Origin of the sequence: Carnobacterium sp. FSL W8-0810 (assembly GCF_038007125.1) — a bacterium.
GTDB lineage: Bacteria > Bacillota > Bacilli > Lactobacillales > Carnobacteriaceae > Carnobacterium_B > Carnobacterium_B inhibens.
This window is the reverse complement of the sequence record NZ_JBBOWO010000001.1, coordinates 1,683,929-1,701,091: the sequence shown is the minus strand read 5'-3', so window position 1 is coordinate 1,701,091 and position 17,163 is coordinate 1,683,929. Positions and strand designations below refer to the sequence as shown.

General features: G+C 35.3%; 16 protein-coding genes and 1 other annotated feature. Of the genes, 4 read left to right on the top strand and 12 right to left on the bottom strand.

The features are described 5' to 3' along the window. Positions 1-45: 45 nt before the first annotated feature. Together NST49_RS08225 and NST49_RS08220 are read right to left on the bottom strand one after the other, a co-directional pair. Positions 46-582, bottom strand: a complete 537-nt coding sequence (locus NST49_RS08225) for a hypothetical protein (protein WP_341047996.1) — start codon at positions 580-582, stop codon at positions 46-48. Positions 583-730: 148 nt separating this feature from the next. Beyond that, positions 731-1,339 carry a superoxide dismutase gene (locus tag NST49_RS08220; RefSeq protein WP_034536807.1) on the bottom strand — a complete coding sequence of 203 codons (609 nt, stop codon included), beginning with the start codon at positions 1,337-1,339 and terminating at the stop codon, positions 731-733. Positions 1,340-1,584: 245 nt separating this feature from the next. Between NST49_RS08220 and NST49_RS08215 the strand changes: the two genes are divergently transcribed. Further along, complete coding sequence (locus tag NST49_RS08215) at positions 1,585-2,355, top strand: DUF1189 domain-containing protein (protein WP_341047994.1); 771 nt, start codon at positions 1,585-1,587, stop codon at positions 2,353-2,355. A gap of 72 nt (positions 2,356-2,427) precedes the next feature. Here the strand turns inward: NST49_RS08215 and NST49_RS08210 are convergent, their stop codons facing one another. Next, complete coding sequence (locus tag NST49_RS08210; protein WP_034536810.1) at positions 2,428-3,777, bottom strand: DEAD/DEAH box helicase; 1,350 nt, start codon at positions 3,775-3,777, stop codon at positions 2,428-2,430. A gap of 359 nt (positions 3,778-4,136) precedes the next feature. Here NST49_RS08210 and zwf point away from each other — a divergent pair, with 359 nt between their 5' ends. Next, positions 4,137-5,633, top strand: coding sequence for a glucose-6-phosphate dehydrogenase (zwf, locus tag NST49_RS08205; RefSeq protein ID WP_023178173.1), 1,497 nt, complete (start codon positions 4,137-4,139; stop codon positions 5,631-5,633). Positions 5,634-5,687: 54 nt separating this feature from the next. On the opposite strand, the gene NST49_RS08200 is transcribed toward zwf, so the two are convergent. From NST49_RS08200 to argR, 3 genes are all read right to left on the bottom strand, one after another. Then, the gene (locus NST49_RS08200) at positions 5,688-6,548 is read right to left on the bottom strand and encodes an aldo/keto reductase (RefSeq protein WP_023178175.1); all 861 of its coding nucleotides are present in this window, start codon (positions 6,546-6,548) and stop codon (positions 5,688-5,690) included. 63 nt (positions 6,549-6,611) lie between these two features. Continuing rightward, a complete protein-coding gene (locus NST49_RS08195) occupies positions 6,612-8,144 on the bottom strand; it encodes a phosphoglucomutase (protein WP_034536811.1) in 1,533 nt (510 codons plus the stop codon). A gap of 26 nt (positions 8,145-8,170) precedes the next feature. After that, positions 8,171-8,626, bottom strand: a complete 456-nt coding sequence (argR, locus tag NST49_RS08190) for an arginine repressor (protein WP_023178180.1) — start codon at positions 8,624-8,626, stop codon at positions 8,171-8,173. Between the two features lie 171 nt (positions 8,627-8,797). Beyond that, positions 8,798-9,036 (top strand) — a binding site (T-box leader). A gap of 101 nt (positions 9,037-9,137) precedes the next feature. Between argR and argS the strand changes: the two genes are divergently transcribed. Continuing rightward, entirely contained in the window at positions 9,138-10,832 is a 1,695-nt protein-coding gene (argS, locus tag NST49_RS08185; RefSeq protein WP_341047992.1) for an arginine--tRNA ligase, read from the top strand. A gap of 132 nt (positions 10,833-10,964) precedes the next feature. On the opposite strand, the gene NST49_RS08180 is transcribed toward argS, so the two are convergent. The 5 genes from NST49_RS08180 to NST49_RS08160 all read right to left on the bottom strand — a co-directional run bounded on the left by NST49_RS08180 (position 10,965) and on the right by NST49_RS08160 (position 15,866). Then, entirely contained in the window at positions 10,965-11,498 is a 534-nt protein-coding gene (locus NST49_RS08180; protein WP_341047990.1) for an acyl-CoA thioesterase, read from the bottom strand. Then, positions 11,495-12,751 carry a thiolase family protein gene (locus tag NST49_RS08175; protein ID WP_341047987.1) on the bottom strand — a complete coding sequence of 419 codons (1,257 nt, stop codon included), beginning with the start codon at positions 12,749-12,751 and terminating at the stop codon, positions 11,495-11,497. The genes NST49_RS08180 and NST49_RS08175 overlap by 4 nt, the downstream gene beginning before the upstream one ends. Positions 12,752-12,940: 189 nt before the next feature. Continuing rightward, positions 12,941-13,450, bottom strand: a complete 510-nt coding sequence (gene trmL / locus NST49_RS08170) for a tRNA (uridine(34)/cytosine(34)/5-carboxymethylaminomethyluridine(34)-2'-O)-methyltransferase TrmL (protein WP_187949201.1) — start codon at positions 13,448-13,450, stop codon at positions 12,941-12,943. 39 nt (positions 13,451-13,489) lie between these two features. Beyond that, positions 13,490-14,656 (bottom strand): tRNA epoxyqueuosine(34) reductase QueG, encoded by a 1,167-nt coding sequence (queG, locus tag NST49_RS08165; RefSeq protein ID WP_341047985.1) that lies wholly within the window; start codon positions 14,654-14,656, stop codon positions 13,490-13,492. Between the two features lie 361 nt (positions 14,657-15,017). After that, entirely contained in the window at positions 15,018-15,866 is an 849-nt protein-coding gene (locus NST49_RS08160) for a methyltransferase domain-containing protein (protein WP_341047983.1), read from the bottom strand. 203 nt (positions 15,867-16,069) lie between these two features. Between NST49_RS08160 and NST49_RS08155 the strand changes: the two genes are divergently transcribed. Continuing rightward, positions 16,070-16,504: a DUF2188 domain-containing protein gene (locus NST49_RS08155; RefSeq protein WP_341047982.1), complete on the top strand. Its 435-nt coding sequence runs from the start codon at positions 16,070-16,072 to the stop codon at positions 16,502-16,504. Positions 16,505-16,564: 60 nt separating this feature from the next. Here NST49_RS08155 and NST49_RS08150 read toward each other — a convergent pair whose 3' ends face one another. After that, on the bottom strand, positions 16,565-17,074 hold the full coding sequence (locus tag NST49_RS08150; RefSeq protein ID WP_023178195.1) for a YtxH domain-containing protein: 510 nt from the start codon (positions 17,072-17,074) through the stop codon (positions 16,565-16,567). Positions 17,075-17,163 lie beyond the last annotated feature (89 nt).

Here is a 17,163-nt window from a genome sequence, read left to right as displayed (position 1 = left end):
CTTACTAAAAGAACCTTTAGAACATTTCTGTTCTAAAGGTTCTTTTTAATATTTAGTTGCATTTCTATCTGAACTAGGTTCTAACCAAGGTTGATTAGTGTAGGTGCCGTTGAACCTTGGACTGCTAATATCACTATTAGCTGATCCTGAGTTAATAAAATCGGACTGATGATTAAACTCTTTATTTCCTTCAAGATCTGTAATAGATTGCCCTAACCGTTTCTTTGGATACCAGTAATCGCTATCTGTGGTTTGCCCAAATAACAATACATAGTTCAGTTCAGCCATAGCACGGTTGTATTGTTCTTGTTCTTCCTTTTCGTTCAAATGAAACTTTTCAAATGCAAAAATTTCATCTGCTTCTACATGATGAACTAACCAAGTAACTTTTTCTAAAAGAAGTGGATCATTACCGTAAAGAGCATCCCTATTTGCTGTCTCAAATTCTCTTAAAACCTCTTGTTTGTCCTTATTTGTAACGAGCGTCTGTTGATCGATAGCCAAATTCTTTCCCAGCAACTGTTGCACTTTCTCTAATACTGATTCGATTGATGGATAAATACCTTCAAGCTGTTTGTCCATTCTCTCCACTCCTAACGGATTAAAATGCACCTTCTTCTTATCTCAAAAACTATTTCACCACAAAAGAAAACGATTACATAATATTGACAATATTATTTCATGCTAAAAAAGGCAAGCCATAAAGGCTTGCCTTGAACTATAATAATTATTATTTAGCTGCTTCGTAACGTTTTGCTACTTCTTCCCAGTTAACAACATTCCATACTGCTTTTAAGTAAGCAGGACGTTTGTTTTGGTAGTTCAAGTAGTAAGCATGTTCCCAAACATCTACTCCGAAAAGAGGAGTTTTTCCATCTGTTAATGGTGAATCTTGATTAGCAGTTGCAGTCACTTCTAATTTTCCATTGTTAAGAACTAACCAAGCCCAACCTGAACCAAATTGACCAGCTCCAGCAGTTTCAATTTCTTCTTTGAATTTGTCAAAGCTTCCAAAAGTAGCATCAATATCTTCTTTTAAAGCTCCAGTTGGTTCTCCGCCACCATTTGGTGAAAGAATTTCCCAGAAGAAACTGTGGTTAGCATGTCCGCCACCATTGTTACGGATAGCTGTACGGATCTCTTCAGGAACTGAATTTAAACCCGCTACTAATTCTTCGATTGATTTTTCTGCTAGCTCAGGGTATTTTTCAAGAGCAGCATTTGTTTTTTCAACATAGGTTGCATGATGTTTATCATGATGGAACTCCATTGTTGCTTGATCGATATGTGGTTCTAATGCATCATATGCATAAGGTAATTTTGGTAATTCGTATGTCATTATCCATTCCTCCAATTAACTTTATTAACTTTCCATAATAAATGTAACACCTTTCAATAAAAAATACAAAGTATTCGAGTATATTTTCTATGAAAAAATAACAGAATCGTTTTTTTGTATTCTTTTATCCTATTGAGTTTATCAAATTTAACCGCTACAATAAAACAAAGAGATTCGTTTATAAAAAAAGAACGGTTAAAAAATCAGTTAGTTTAATCAAGTCAGGAGAGATTATTATTCAATTATTGAGTTTATTTAAAAATTCACTGCTTCACCCAGAAAAATTAGTACAGGCTTTATCTTTAAAAAAAGGGAAAATCATTCTGTATTTATTAGTTATCGCAACTATTGCAGCTATTCCAACATGGGTTCAAGGAAGCACTCTTATCAGTGAGTTTGGCCGTGACGGTCAAATTATTGCAGGTAGTATTCCAGAATTCACGATTGAAAATGAACAGCTGGTGACAAAAGAACCCGTAAAAAGTTTTATCTATAAGACTAATTCGATTATTTTTACCTTTGACCCAAATGGAGAAAGAACAGTTGAAGATGTTAACCTAGATCAAATTGGAAATATCGTCGCTATTGCATTATTAGAAGATCGTCTTCATGTTAATCTGCCAGGCTACCCTATTCAATTAACTTATGCTCAATTAAATGGTTTAACAAGCGCAACGTTCATTGATATTCTTTTTAACATTCAGTCCTTTAGTGGAACGGCTGTAATTTTCACTTTTCTTATTTTATGGTTAGCAACTCTTTTTGTTACTGTTCTCTATACTTTGTTGTATACATTATTTGCCAACTGTATTGCTCTGATTACCGGAAAAGCATTGAAATTTGGTGATAATTTCAAAATCATCTTGTTTGCTTCAACATTACCAACATTGTTTATCGCTTTATTGAACACTTTTGGTTTGGTTCCTTCTTTCCAATTGGAGATCAAAGCAATCATGACATTGTTTATTTATTATTTAGCTGTACGAACGATTCCTAAAATTGAACGTTTACCTTAACAAAATGGCATAAAAAAGATCTTGGGATGCTAGTATCCCCAAGATCTTTTTTTGTACTTAACTACTATACACTTATTTTTTCTTATTTGCTTTTTTGATTGCGTTAGCTTGACTACGACGTTCAACACGACGTTTTTTCTCGCTGCTCTCTTTGATAGCCCGTGACATTTTTTTCTTATAGCCCGGTTTTACTTTTTTCTTCGTTTGGCTGATCTTACTTTTCAGTCTAGGGTCAACTACATCTGTAGCCGTGTTTTCACGAGTCGTACGACGTTTTCGGTCATACGTTTCTACAATTTCACCTTTTTGAATCATTTTTGGTTCAAATGTAATCCCTAATTTTTCGATATCAACAATTACATTTTCATCACTTGGAGCATACAGTGTAATAGCTGTTCCTTTAAGATTGTTTCTTCCTGTTCTCCCAACACGGTGAATAAAGAAACTTAAATCTTTAGGTATTTCAGCATTAATAACGTGAGAAACACCTTCAATATCAATACCACGTGCAGCTAGATCTGTTGCTACGACAAATTGATACTCTAAGTTTTGTACTTGTTTCATGACACGTTTTCTTTCACGAGGAGGAATATCTCCATGAATTTTAGCCACTTTGATCCCTCTAGACTTAAGTCCATCAGCTAATTCATCTACTTTAGATTTAGTGTTGGCAAAAATCATCACTAAATACGGTTGGCCAATGTTTAGCAGCTCATAAATAACATCAATTCTATCTTTTCCTTTTGTAGAGATCAGCCAATTTTCAATAGAGGGTGAAATGATTTCTTTCGGCTGGATTTGTTCAAATAATGGATTAGACATGTATTTTTTCAAAAATGGTTGCAATTTTATTGGTATCGTAGCTGAGAAAACCAACATTTGTAATTTTTCTGGCAGTTTACTTGCAATTTTATCGACATCTGTTAAAAATCCCATATCTAATGTCATATCCGCTTCGTCAATAACTAACACTGGAGCAGTATAAATCAATAAAGAATTTTCATTTACTAAGTCTAAAATTCTACCTGGTGTTCCGATAACAATGTGTGGTTGGATACCTACTAATTTAGCCATTTGTCTTTTTTTATCTGTTCCACCTACAAAATTTTGTACAATAATTTTTTCAGGTGCTTTATCAACTAATTGAAGTGCTGCTTGATAAATTTGTTCTGCTAATTCTCTACTTGGTGTAGTGATCACCACTTGCACTTCTTTGCGTGATGGATCTATTTTATTTACTAATGGAAGTAAAAATGTATGGGTTTTTCCCGAACCAGTTTGTGATTGACCAATTACACTTCTCCCGTTTTGGATAGCCGGTATAAGTCTTTCTTGTACTTCTGTTGGTTTTGTAAAACCAATGTCGTTTATTGCGTCAATTAAAAAAGATTGTAACCCAAACTTTTCAAAGGTATGTTCCATTTTATCGCCTCATTTCTCTTGATACTCTTTTGCATCTTTTGTATTATACCATAAACTGAAGGGATACGTTACTTAAATCTGTTTATATAGATCAGCAAAGTAGTCATTTCGTCTCTTCCACTGTATAATGAAGTCTGACAAAAAGTGATAGAAGCATTAAGTATAATTCATACAGTGGACGCTGAACCTGATTTTTGGATCATATTTCAGTAAAAGATTATTAAACTCTACAAGATGAACGATATCTCTTACTTTTTAATAGAAAGAAACAATGAAAGATTGATTCCAAAGGCAGAAACCAGTACAATAGTTTTAGAAAAGATGAACGTCTTTGTTCTAGAAGAGGGGTATTAAGATAGATGACAACTGAACAGAATGTTTTATTTACAATCTTTGGGGGAACTGGAGATTTGGCAAAGAGAAAATTGTATCCGTCTCTTTATCGCCTATATAAAAAAGGCTTTTTAAAGGAACATTTTGCAGTAATTGGTACTGCTAGAAGAGAATGGACAAATGACTATTATCGAGAAATCGTTAAAGAAACACTTACAGATTTGATTATTTCGGAAGAAGATGCGACAGAATTTGCAAACCACTTCTACTATCAATCCCATAATGTAAATGATGCAGAACATTATGTTAATCTTAAAGTATTAGCTGAAAAATTGGATGATCACTATCAAATTAACGGCAATCGTTTATTCTATTTAGCGATGTCCCCTAATTTCTTTGGGACTATTACACAGCAATTGGATCAACAAGGTTTAGTAACGGATAATGGTTTTAATCGTTTGATTATTGAAAAACCTTTTGGACATGACTACGAAAGTGCAGCTATTTTAAATGAACAACTTCGTGAAGTATTCGATGAAAGTCAAATCTTCCGTATCGATCATTATCTTGGAAAAGAAATGGTCCAAAATATTTCTACTGTTCGTTTTGCGAATACTATGATTGAATCCATGTGGAATAATCGTTACATCGATAATATTCAAATTACGTTAAGTGAATCTCTTGGTGTAGAAGAACGTGGCGGTTACTATGATAAAAGTGGTGCTTTAAGAGATATGGTCCAAAACCATATTTTACAAATTGTTTCGCTTTTAGCGATGGAACCCCCAGCACGATTAAAAGATAAAGATATTCGAAATGAAAAAATTAAGGCGTTGCGAGCTGTTCGTCTTTACAAACCTGAAGAAGTAAAAGATTATTTTGTACGTGCTCAATACGGTATAGGATCAACTGAATCTGGTCTATTAAATAATTATCGTAATGAAATGAATGTTGCTGAAGATTCTCAAACGGAAACGTTTGTTGCAGGTAAAGTCTTAATTGATACATTCCGTTGGAAAGGCGTTCCATTTTATATCCGTACTGGAAAACGGATGGGTGAAAAAGGAACTCAAATTAATGTTGTCTTTAAAAATGTACCTCTAAACTTATTTAGTGAAGATGTTGAAGAAGAATTACCACCAAATGTATTGAGTATTTTCATCCAACCTACTGAAGGTTTCTCATTACAGTTAAATACCAAAAAAGCTGGAATTGGATTAGAAACTGATACATTTAATCTTAAACACAAGCATTCAGCTGAAACTGTTGCAAACAGTCCAGAAGCTTATGAAAAATTGATTTTTGACTGTTTAAACGGCGATGCAACAAACTTTACGCATTGGGATGAAGTAGCTTCTTCTTGGAAATTCGTTGATGTTATTCGTCAAGCATGGGATCAAGATCAATCAGAACTTCCTAGCTATCAAAGTGGTTCTATGGGTCCCACAGAAAGCGATGACTTGTTAGCAAAAGATGGCTTTAATTGGCATTGGAATCCAGCACTGCCAAATGATGAAATTTAGTTCGTTAAGAAAACAAAAAAAAGTAGAAAAGCACAATGTGCTTTTCTACTTTTTTTATTCAGGTTTAATAGATGTTTTTTGTAATCTTTCTTGATCATCAGGATCGCTGCCATATCTTGTTCCAGTTTCTAATGAATCAATTTGTTTCATCTCTTCTTCTGTTAAAGAAAAGTTGAATACATCACTATTTTCTAAAATACGGTTATCATGAATTGATTTTGGAATAACTACTTCTCCACGTTCTAAATGCCAGCGGATAATGATTTGTGCTGGAGTTTTGAAGTATTTTTGGCCAATTTCCATCAAGATTGGGTGGTTCAATAATTCAGATTTCCCTTGACCTAATGGTCCCCAAGCTTCATGAATGATACCATTTTCTTTCATGTATTCATGCAATTCATTTTGTGGGAATTCAGGATGTGTTTCAATTTGGTTGATCATTGGTTGCATCAATCCTTGGTTTTTAAGTTCTTCAAGGTGATGAATTTGGAAGTTAGAAACCCCAATTGCTTTGATTTTTCCTTCTTCATATAATTCTACAATTGCTTTCCAAGTTTCAACAAATTTTGGAGCAGCCCAATGAATTAAGTATAAATCTAAGTAGTCTGTGTTTAAACGATCCAAACTTTCTTGAAATGCAACTTTTGTTTGGTCATATCCTTGGTCATAATTCCATACTTTAGAGGTAATGAAAACTTCTTCTCTCTTGATTCCTGCTTCTTTCAAACCGCGAGCTAAGTATTCTTCATTGCCATAGATGGTAGCTGTATCAAAATGACGGTAACCTACTTCAACTGCATATTTCACAGCATTTACCAATTCATCTTCATCTTTCATTAAAAATAAACCTAGTCCTAATTTAGGAATTTTCACTCCATTATATAATTCAATGCTTTCTACTAACGGTTCACCCATTTTAATACACTTCCTTCGCTATCTTTTTTTACATTACTTAGTTTAAACCATTTCTCTTGTTTTTTACAAGCGAGACGAATCTAAGACAGATTGATCATAGAAAAAAGTTTTTAGCTTTTCTCTCACTAATTTTATAGAACCCTCTTGATCGCTTTCAAGATTTAGAACAAGTAAAGGCTCATGCAAACTCATACGCAACAACATCCAACCAATACCATACTGTCCCGAAGTATTAACTCGGACCCCTTCCAAATTAGCGGGTTCAACAGTTAAGTCTGTTGCTGTTTCTATATAAGCTTGAAAATTCTCCATGACTCTTTGTCCAGTTGCTTGTACATCCTGAGATAAGATCTTAAATCGTACTTCATCCGTTTCAACAGGCTGCTTTAGAGAAGTGATCAAATCAGAAAAGTTCTTTCCTTCTTTTTTAAGACCAGCATCTGCCATTAGTATTTTTGCAACTAAATAAGCTCCGTCATCTAAAAAGTAATTTTCTGACAAAGCAGCGTGTCCGCTGGTCTCAATTGCTAAACTGGTAGGTGTTCCCTCTTTGTTTAATTGAATACCACGATTGATTACATTCCGATAGCCGGTGATGTATCGATCCTGTTTGCCACCTAAAGAAGTGATAAACGTTTTGAGGTGTTCTGATGTTGCCGAACTTGTCACAATTGTCGTACCCGGGTTTTCTTTAATCAAAATTGCTGAGATCACTGCGATCAAATTATTTCGATTCAACGTATCCCCGTTACTGTCAACTAATGCTGATCGATCTACATCGGTATCAAAAATAACACCCATGTCTGCATGATGTCTAATTACGGCATCTTGAATGCTTCTCATCGCCTCTTTGTTATCCGGATTGGGAATATGATTTGGAAAATGACCATCTGGATTTAAATATTGGCTTCCGCTGATATCTGCTCCTAATGGGACCAAAACTTTTTCAGCAAAAAACCCTCCTGCGCCATTCCCAGCGTCTACCACAATATGACGACCGGTCAACGGTTGGTCATATTGTTTTGCATCATTGATTCCAAGTCGAATCTTGTTTACCAAATCTTTTGCATATTCATTCAAAAGAGAAGCTTTCGTAACGTTCCCTTCTTTATTCTTCCATGTGATATTTTCCTCATCTGCTTGTTGCAAAATAAAGTCAATATCTTCGTGTTCTGCTCCGCCATCTTTTGTAAAAAATTTTAATCCATTGTACTCAAAAGGCAGATGACTAGCTGTGATCATAACAGCACCGTCACACTTGTAGGCTTCATATTGAGTAGACATAAACATAGCTGGAGTAGTAGACAACCCGACATCTATCACGTCGATTCCTGCCTTCGTCAAACCTTTTATAAAAATAGATTTGATGCGATCCGCTGAAAGCCGGCTATCGTGACCAACAGAAACTTTTGCAGGAGCGTGTTCATCTTCTACTACTATTTTTTTTACTTCTTTCAACCATACCGCAAACCCATAAGCAATTTTTTCAACACGTTCATCGGTCAACGTTACTTCGTGCTCTGGTGTTTCCAAAGCTATTCCACGAATATCTGATCCATTTTGCAAGGATGCTAAATCAAACTCAGGCACATACATACCTCCTATACAGTATTATGCTATTTTTATAATTCAATCCATTTGTTTAAGTAATCATTCATTTTTTTTGCATCTTCTTCATCTTTTGAAATAATTAGACAAGTATCATTTCCGCCTACAGTACCAACCATTTCTGGAAAATCAATGGCATCCAACAATGCAGCCACAACGTGAGCATTACCAGGTATTGTCATCAATACATTCGTAAACTGCACTTGGGTCAACCGAATCACAACGTCTCCTAATGTTGATTGTAATTTTTCTTCATTAGACATACGATTATTTTGGAATATCGTGTACTTAACATTCCCATTTGATGAAGTAGTTTTCACTAAATGCATCTCTTTGATATCTCTTGAAATGGTTGCTTGAGTCGCCTCAACCCCTTCTTCTTTGAGATAATGCAATAGTTCCTCTTGAGTAGCAATATCATGATTTGTAATAATTTGTTTGATTGCTAATTGTCGATTAGATTTTTTCATACTGCAAGGCCTCCTTCTAATTAAACGATTCTTCTTTTTTAGTATAACAAATAATTGATGTATACGCTTATATTTTGCGATATTTTTACTAAAATATGAATAAAAATTCTATTTTCTAAAAACAATGGCATTCTTGTGAGCAATTTGCTATAATAAATAAAGTTCAATTATATAGACTCTATGACGAAGAGAGTACTGATAGAAAACATTTTTAGCGAGTTGGAACGGTGTAAGCCAACAATGGATGCTTTCAGGAACCGCACTTCGGAGAGATTTAAGCTATGATCCTCGTTCATGCAATTTTAGTGAATACTAGCTTATTCGGTTTTGTTTGCCGTTATCTAAAAACAAGTGGTTTCGTCATTTGACAAACAACAAGAGTGGTACCGCGGGAAAACCTCGTCTCTTTTTTGATTAGCATAGAATCAAAAATAGGCGTTTTTTTTATGCCTAAAATACTTAAATATAAAATTTTCGAGCGCAATCAGACGCTCACATAGGAGGAAAAAGAATGGATTACAAATTAACAGTTGCTCAAGCTTTAAACGAGCAAATCGGTGAAGCTTTGTCGATAGAACAAATCGTCAACTTATTAGAAAAACCAAAATCAGTTGAACACGGAGATATCGCTTTTCCTGCATTCGCTCTAGCAAAGGCCTATCGTAAAGCCCCTCAACAAATTGCTGCTGAATTAGGAGAATCGGTTACCTCTCCTATCGTTGAAAAAATTGAAGTTGTTGGACCTTACCTTAATTTCTTTTTAAATAAACAAGGAGTTAGTGCTGCCGTCTTAAAAGAAGTTTTAGAACAAGGCGCTCACTACGGAGACTCTATGATCGGTGAAAATAAAAATGTTCCTATCGATATGTCTTCTCCAAATATCGCAAAACCAATTTCTATGGGTCATTTGCGTTCAACTGTAATCGGAAATGCTTTAGCGAACATCTTAACTAAAGTTGGATTTAACCCAATCAAAATTAATCATCTTGGCGACTGGGGTACTCAATTTGGTAAATTAATCGTCGGTTACAAACTTTGGGGCAGCGAAGAAGCTGTAAAAGAAAACCCTATTGGTGAATTATTGCGTTTATATGTTCAATTCCATGAAGAAGCAGAAGAAAAACCAGAGTTAGATGATGCTGCTCGTGAGTGGTTCAAAAAATTAGAAGATGGCGACGAAGAAGCCTTAGGTTTATGGAAATGGTTCCGTGATGAATCTCTAAAAGAATTTAACCATGTTTATGAACGTTTAGACATTACATTTGATTCATTTAATGGCGAAGCTTTCTATAACGATAAAATGCAAGAAGTTGTAGACTTACTTGAAGAAAAAAATGTGTTAACAGTTAATGATGGAGCTACGATTGTTGATTTAGAAAAATACAATTTAAATTCGGCTTTGATCAAAAAATCTGATGGTGCAACATTGTACATTACTCGTGATTTAGCTGCTGCTATCTATCGTAAACGTACGTATGATTTTGCTTTATCTTTATACGCTGTTGGAAATGAACAAAGCAATCACTTTAAACAATTAAAAGCTGTTTTAAAAGAGATGGGTTATAACTGGGCAGATGATATGTACCATATTCCATTTGGCTTAATTACTCAAGGCGGTAAAAAATTATCTACTCGTAAAGGAAAAATCGTTTTACTTGAAGAAGTTTTAGATGATGCTGTAGCCTCTGCTCTTGAACAAATCGAAGAAAAAAATACGGATCTACCAAATAAAGAAGTCGTTGCAGATCAAGTGGGTATCGGCGCTGTTATCTTCCATGACTTAAAAAATGATCGTTTAAACAACTTTGACTTTACTATTGAAGAAGTTGTTCGTTTCGAAGGTGAAACAGGTCCATACGTACAATACACAAGAGCTCGTGCAATGAGTATTCTTAGAAAATCTGGTATAGCCGGTATCGATACGACTGTGAACTACCATTTGGATGATGCTTACAGCTGGGAAATTGTTAAATTATTGCAAAGCTATCCAACAGATGTCTTGCGTGCTTATGAAAAATTTGAGCCATCGGTTATTGCTAAACATGCAATCCACTTAGCTCAAGCTTTCAATAAATACTATGCAAATAGTAAAGTACTTGCTGATGATGCACAAAGACCTGCACGTTTAGCTCTTGTCCAAGCTGTTGCAACAATCTTAAAAGAAGACTTAAGATTATTAGGTGTAAAAGCTCCAGATCAAATGTAATCCTTTCTCTTCCTAACTGAAAAAAAAGATCAAGACGATAGCCTAATCGTCTTGATCTTTTTTGTATTTATACTCTTTAGTTTTAGTAAAATAGTCCATTTGCATTCATGTAGAGGATTCAATGCAAATTCGTTAGTCTTCATCAAACAATGAGCTCGTTAAAGTAATCTTATCGGCAAATTGCTGATTAAATATACGCTTGATCGAACGATTTTTCTTACGTTCTTCATAGCCGCTACAGACAAATATCTCTTCTTCAGTTTCAGGTTCGATCAACGGTACAATCGCCTTACTCTTATCTGTATTGAATGCAACAAAAGTTAAAAAGGCTGTGACCGCTAAATATTGTTCTCCAGTCAGCAGATTTTCTCCGATAACTTTACAGAATACTTCTACAGATGAGCTGCCTACACCAGATACATAGGTTTCAATTGTGATAGCATCATTTCTTTGGATCGGATGCAAAAAATCTACTGAGTCTGTTGAAGCCGTTACAGATTGTGTACGTGCATGCCTCGTAACAGCTATAGAAGCTGCTACATCTAACATACTCATCAGCTCTCCCCCAAATAACGTTCCGTGATTATTTAATTGATTGGGAAAAATACTATGTGTCTGAATCACTAATGATTCATGACAATTTTTTACAGGTCTTTTTTCTTTCATTCATTAACAGATCCATTCTCTAATAGTAATGCGATTCCTTGACCGCCGCCAATGCATGCTGATGCAATGGCATATTTTTTTTCAGGGTGGTTCTTAAATTCATAACAAAGTGAAGTGATGATACGCGCGCCTGACATTCCTAATGGATGACCCAATGCAATTGCTCCACCATTTGGATTCAATCGTTCATATAACTCAGTTCCAGGATCGATACCTAACTCTTTCATACATCCTAATGTTTGAGCCGCAAATGCTTCATTGATCTCTAAAATATCAATGTCTTCAAGAGTTAGTTTGTTTTGACTTAAAACCTTATTGATTGCATAAACCGGTCCTAAACCCATTACATTAGGATCACAACCAGCTATAGCAAAATCAACGATTTTAGCCATTACATCAAGTCCTCGTTCTTTAGCAACAGATGCTTTCGTAAATACCTCAAAAGCTGCTCCATCATTTAGTCCTGATGCATTTCCAGCAGTAATCGTCCCTTTACCATCTTTACGAAAGGCAGGTTTTAAACGTGCTAAACTTTCCATATTCGTGCCGGGTCTAGGATGTTCATCTTTATCGACTACTGTTACAACGCCTTTTCGACCGATCACTTCTACTGGAACGATTTCTTGATCAAACCGACCGCTTTTTATAGCAGAAGAGGCCTTTCGTTGACTATCAACTGCAAATGTATCTTGTTCTTCACGAGTGATCGCATATCTTTCTGCAACTTTTTCTGCTGTATCCCCCATGTGAGTGATCTCAGAGTAATCCGGATTCGGTTGAGCATGTTTATGAAGTGCTAAGTTTGCATCGATAACAGTGAAGTTACCTGCTTTAAACCCTTCCCATCTTGATTCTAATGGTAAGTAGTACTCCGAACGAGAAAGACTTTCTACTCCTCCAGCTGCAATAAAATCAACGTCCATTGTCATCAATTCTTGTGTTGCTGAAATAGCCGACTGGATACCAGAACCACAGATACGATTGACAGTCATCCCAGTCGATTGCTTCTTTAATCCAGCTTTCAATCCAATGACACGCCCGATATTACTTTCTTCCTGTGTACCCATTGCTTGACCGGCTATCACTTCTTCTATTTCTTCACTCTTTATACCAGCCCGTTTAATGGCTTCATTTAACGCAATAGCACCTAACTCTCCAGCAGGAACTGTTTTTAATCCTCCTAAGTAAGTCCCAATTGGTGTGCGTGCTGCCCCAACAATTACAATTGGATCATCCATTCTCATTCTTGGCATAATAAACCTCTCCTTAACTTATAGGGATGCATTCTTATTCATTATAATTCTTGTAAATAAGATTATCAAATAACATTTCTATGTTTCAGCAATATTAAGAAAAGCTTTACATTTAAGCTGGCCCTCGTCTTTTATCCAGTCCATAAAAAAACAAACTAGTATTTATTGTCCACTAGTTTGTTTTTAGGATTAGTCAAGTTTATCGTTTTCGTAGTGATGCGCTAATTCCATACCACTAAATTCTTGTTGGCGAAGAGCTTCATAGATCAAAATAGCTGCTGTATTAGATAAATTCAACGAACGAACATGCTCATCATTCATCGGAATGCGCAAGCAATCTTCTTCGTGTTCTCTCATGAATTCCTCTGGCAATCCAGTTGTTTCTTTACCGAATAGGAAATAATGATCTCCCGGTGTCGTTGCGTAATCGATATCGCTATACACACGATGACCAAATTTAGTGATCAAATGCAATTGTCCGTTTTGTGCCACTTCCATAAAAGCTTCTAAGTTTTTATGGTAGGTGATGTTCACATCATTCCAATAATCTAAGCCTGCACGTTTCAAATGTTTATCATCTGTTTTGAATCCTAAAGGTTCAATTAAATGCAAGTGAGTATTTGTTGCTGCACATGTACGTGCTATGTTACCTGTGTTAGCAGGGATTTGAGGTTCAAATAAAGCAATATGGTTTGTCATGTTAAGTCATTTCCTCCTAAATAATACAAAAATCGATTATCATTTTCGTTCTTTTTTATTCTTAATCGTTTCTATTGCCTGATTTATCTCATGGTAAGCTTCTTTGTCTTCTTCTTTTGCTAAAGCTTCTTCTAAAAATTCAATCACCATTTCATCTCTAGCAGAAATGATTTTTGCTAAAGACCATGCAGCTGTGCCTCTGATCACAGGTCTACTATCCTCTTCAATGCACCGTAAGAGATCTGGCAAAGCCGATTTATCACGGTAATTACCTAAAGCAATAATCGCATTACGCTGCAAAGGTTTCTTTCCACGCCAAGAACCAGACATGTGACCAAAATTTTCTTTAAACTCACGATTGCTGATGGTGAGTAACGGTTTTAGTTTTGGCATAACACTTTCAGGTTCAGGTTCCATTTCAGGATGAAAATGGAAATTTTTTTCTTTGTTATATGGACAAACAACCTGACAAATATCACAACCATAGATAACATGGCCCATTTTCCGCCTAAATTGTTCGTCCATCATCCCTTTGGTCTGAGTCTGATAAGAAAGGCAGAGTTGAGCGTTCATTCGTCCATCGCCTAGTAACGCTCCCGTAGGGCATGCATCAATACAACGTGTGCATTCTCCACAACCAAAAGGAACAGGTATATCCGATTTAAAATCTAGATTTGTAATGATCTCAGCTAAATAAACATATGAACCAAATTCTTCTGTGATCAATAAGCCATTTCTGCCAATAAAACCTAGACCTGCTCGTTGAGCTACAGCTACGTCAACTAGTTCCCCAGTGTCTACCATTGGTTTGTAGGTGACCGCTTCTCCAGCCTCAGCTTTAATATACTCGATTAACTGATTCATTTTATCTCGTAAGATATCATGGTAATCAGTTCCCCAAGACGCTCGGGAAAATTCTCCACGTCGTTCCCCTTTTACTCTAGGCGGAGGATTTTCTATTTTAGTTGGATAAGCTAAAGCGATTGAAATAATGGAGCGAGGATTTTGAAAAATCATTTCAGGATAAATCCGTTCTTCGATTACTTTATGTTCAAAACCAGAATGATGGCCCAACTCTTTTTGCTGCTTTAACTTCTCTTCAAGATCATCAAAAGGATCAGCAGTTGTAAACCCGATTTTATCAATCCCAATTCGCTTGCTTTCTTCAATGATCTTTTCTTTTAATGAAGTTGCTTCTCCAACCATAAGCTTCACTCCCATAAGATAAATCTTCTTATCTATTTTAGCGCATTTATGCTATGAAAACAAAAAATCTTTAGTCTCTATCTTAAAAAGAACTATCTCTCAACGGTTTAAATAAAAAAGTGCGCAAAAAAAACGCATCGCTTCGGTGTCCAGCACTGCGAAACAATACGTTAGTTAAGACTTTTACAATTCATTAACTTTTATCAAAATCTGATGGATTCCTGATAAAAACGAATGACGTTTAATATCTTATAGGTAATATAACATCGTCATGGTATTGATGCAAGTGTATCAGGCTGAGTTTTTTCATGAAAACGGTATATCAAAGAAAAAAAGTTCACAATTCGTTCACAAACCTGCCTTATTTTTGCCCAATTAAGACACAAACATCAATTGTTACCCTTTTCAAAGGGTGAGTTAATGCGTACTCTTTAGAATCTATACTGGCACCCCAACTTAGCGGTGTCATCTTCATCACGTCATTAAATAGCGCTGGCGTTAGTTCAAATGAGTAATTAACTCGTTTGATTTCCAACTTCGGGAAATGCTCTTTAAATTTAGCAATAACGACATCATTTGAATAGGTTTGTTTTTCTTCTTGATCACGGTAAAATAATTTTCTCAATTCAATCAGATAATCTTTTTCAGGAACGACCTTGATCACCTGTCCGCCCTCTTTTAATAGACGATCAAATTCTTTGTAATTGGAAGGAGAAAAAATATTCAATATTGTATCGTATTGAGCTGAAGCAAAAGGAGACTGCGCCAAATCAGCTACACACCAAAAAGCGCTTGAAAAATGAGTAGCTGCCAATTGAATCGCATCTTTTGAAATATCAAAACCTATTTTTTGTCCTTCCAAACCTAAAGTAGTTAAGTAATCAAGTTGAGAGCCTTCTCCACAACCGACGTCTAAAGTATGTCCGGTTTGTTTTTCAGCTATACTAATATAAAGCTCATCGAGCAAAGGATGAAATAACCCCGCAGTTGCTATGTTAAACCTTGAAGAAAGCATGTCCTTATCGTACTCGTTTTTTGTTCCTTTTAATAAAAAATAAAGAGTCCCTTTTTTTGAAATATCAAAAAGATGACCATTTATACAACTTAAGCTATTGCCATCTACTTGATCAAATGAATCTTTACATATTGGGCACTGAAACAGCTCACTATGCTCTTTCATAAATCCTGCAGCTTTTTCTATTTTTTTCATAATCAACCTTCTTTCAATTCATCTAACTTGAGTGCTTTATATTGTGTATCCTGTTTACATACTCCGCTTAACAATATACCACTATTCAGAAATTATTTCATAAATTCTCTCAAAAAAGCTTCTAAGAACCTTTTTATTTGTTTGAATAGTCTATGAATGGTATAACATAATTAACAAAAGTATCTGAGAGAGGATGATAATTTATGCCATGGGATATGAAAGATTACCCGGCTTCATTAAAGAATTTTGACCCACTGTTGCGCAAAAAGACGATTGAAATTGCAAATGCTCTTTTAGCCAATGGATACGAAGATGATCGTGCGATTCCAATTGCTATTTCACAAGCTAAAGAATGGGTGAATGATGCTTCAAAGGAAGAAAAAGAAGCATTTGATAAAGAAAAAAATCCTAAAAAATCAGATAAACATGATACATCAAGTTCAAATCCAAAACTATTAGACAATGCTGTTGAAGTTTTTTATGAAGACGATCATTGGGTAGTAAAAACAAAAGAAGCTAAACGGGCAAGTGATACATTCGATAAAAAATCGGATGCAGTAGATCGAGCTCATGAAATTGCTGAAAATAAAGATTCTGAGGTCATCATTTACAAAAAAGATGGCTCACGTCAAAACTAAATAAGACACTAACGATAAAAGTTTCTCTTATCGTTAGTGTCTTATTTTATCCAATTATGGTTAAAAATTATCTAATGGTTTATTTTCAGCAGTTGTTTCATCGATTTCCATTTTCGCTTCATCAATAACGGCACGTGAAATGTCTTTTGCTTCAACAGTTGTTTGAGCTACTTGATCTTTTAAACTTGTAGCAGTATATTTTGCTTCATTCAATGCATCACTCAAGTTTGCTTTTAAATTTTCCTTACTTCCTGGTACGCCATCTTTGACGTCTTGCAAGTCAGATTTTAGAATTTGAGAATCCATTTTAATTTGTTCTGATAATTGTTTTGAAACCAATTTCATGTCTGTTTTTAATCCAGCTGCAGCATCTGTTGCAATAGCTTTAAAATCTCCACCGCGTTCTTTTGCAATAGACATATAATCGCTCGATGATTCTTTAAGCATTTCAGCTTTATCTTTCAGCTCTCTTTGGTATTCTTCTCCAGATTTAGGTGCAAACAAGTATGCTGCTGCATAAGCTGCTGCTCCTCCTATTGCTGCTCCTAACCAAAATGTTCCTTTTGACATCTATTCATCTTCCTCTCTATGATAAAACTAACGTTGCTCATATTTATTAAATCCATTTAACTTTTTGCTACTATCCCTATTCTACACTT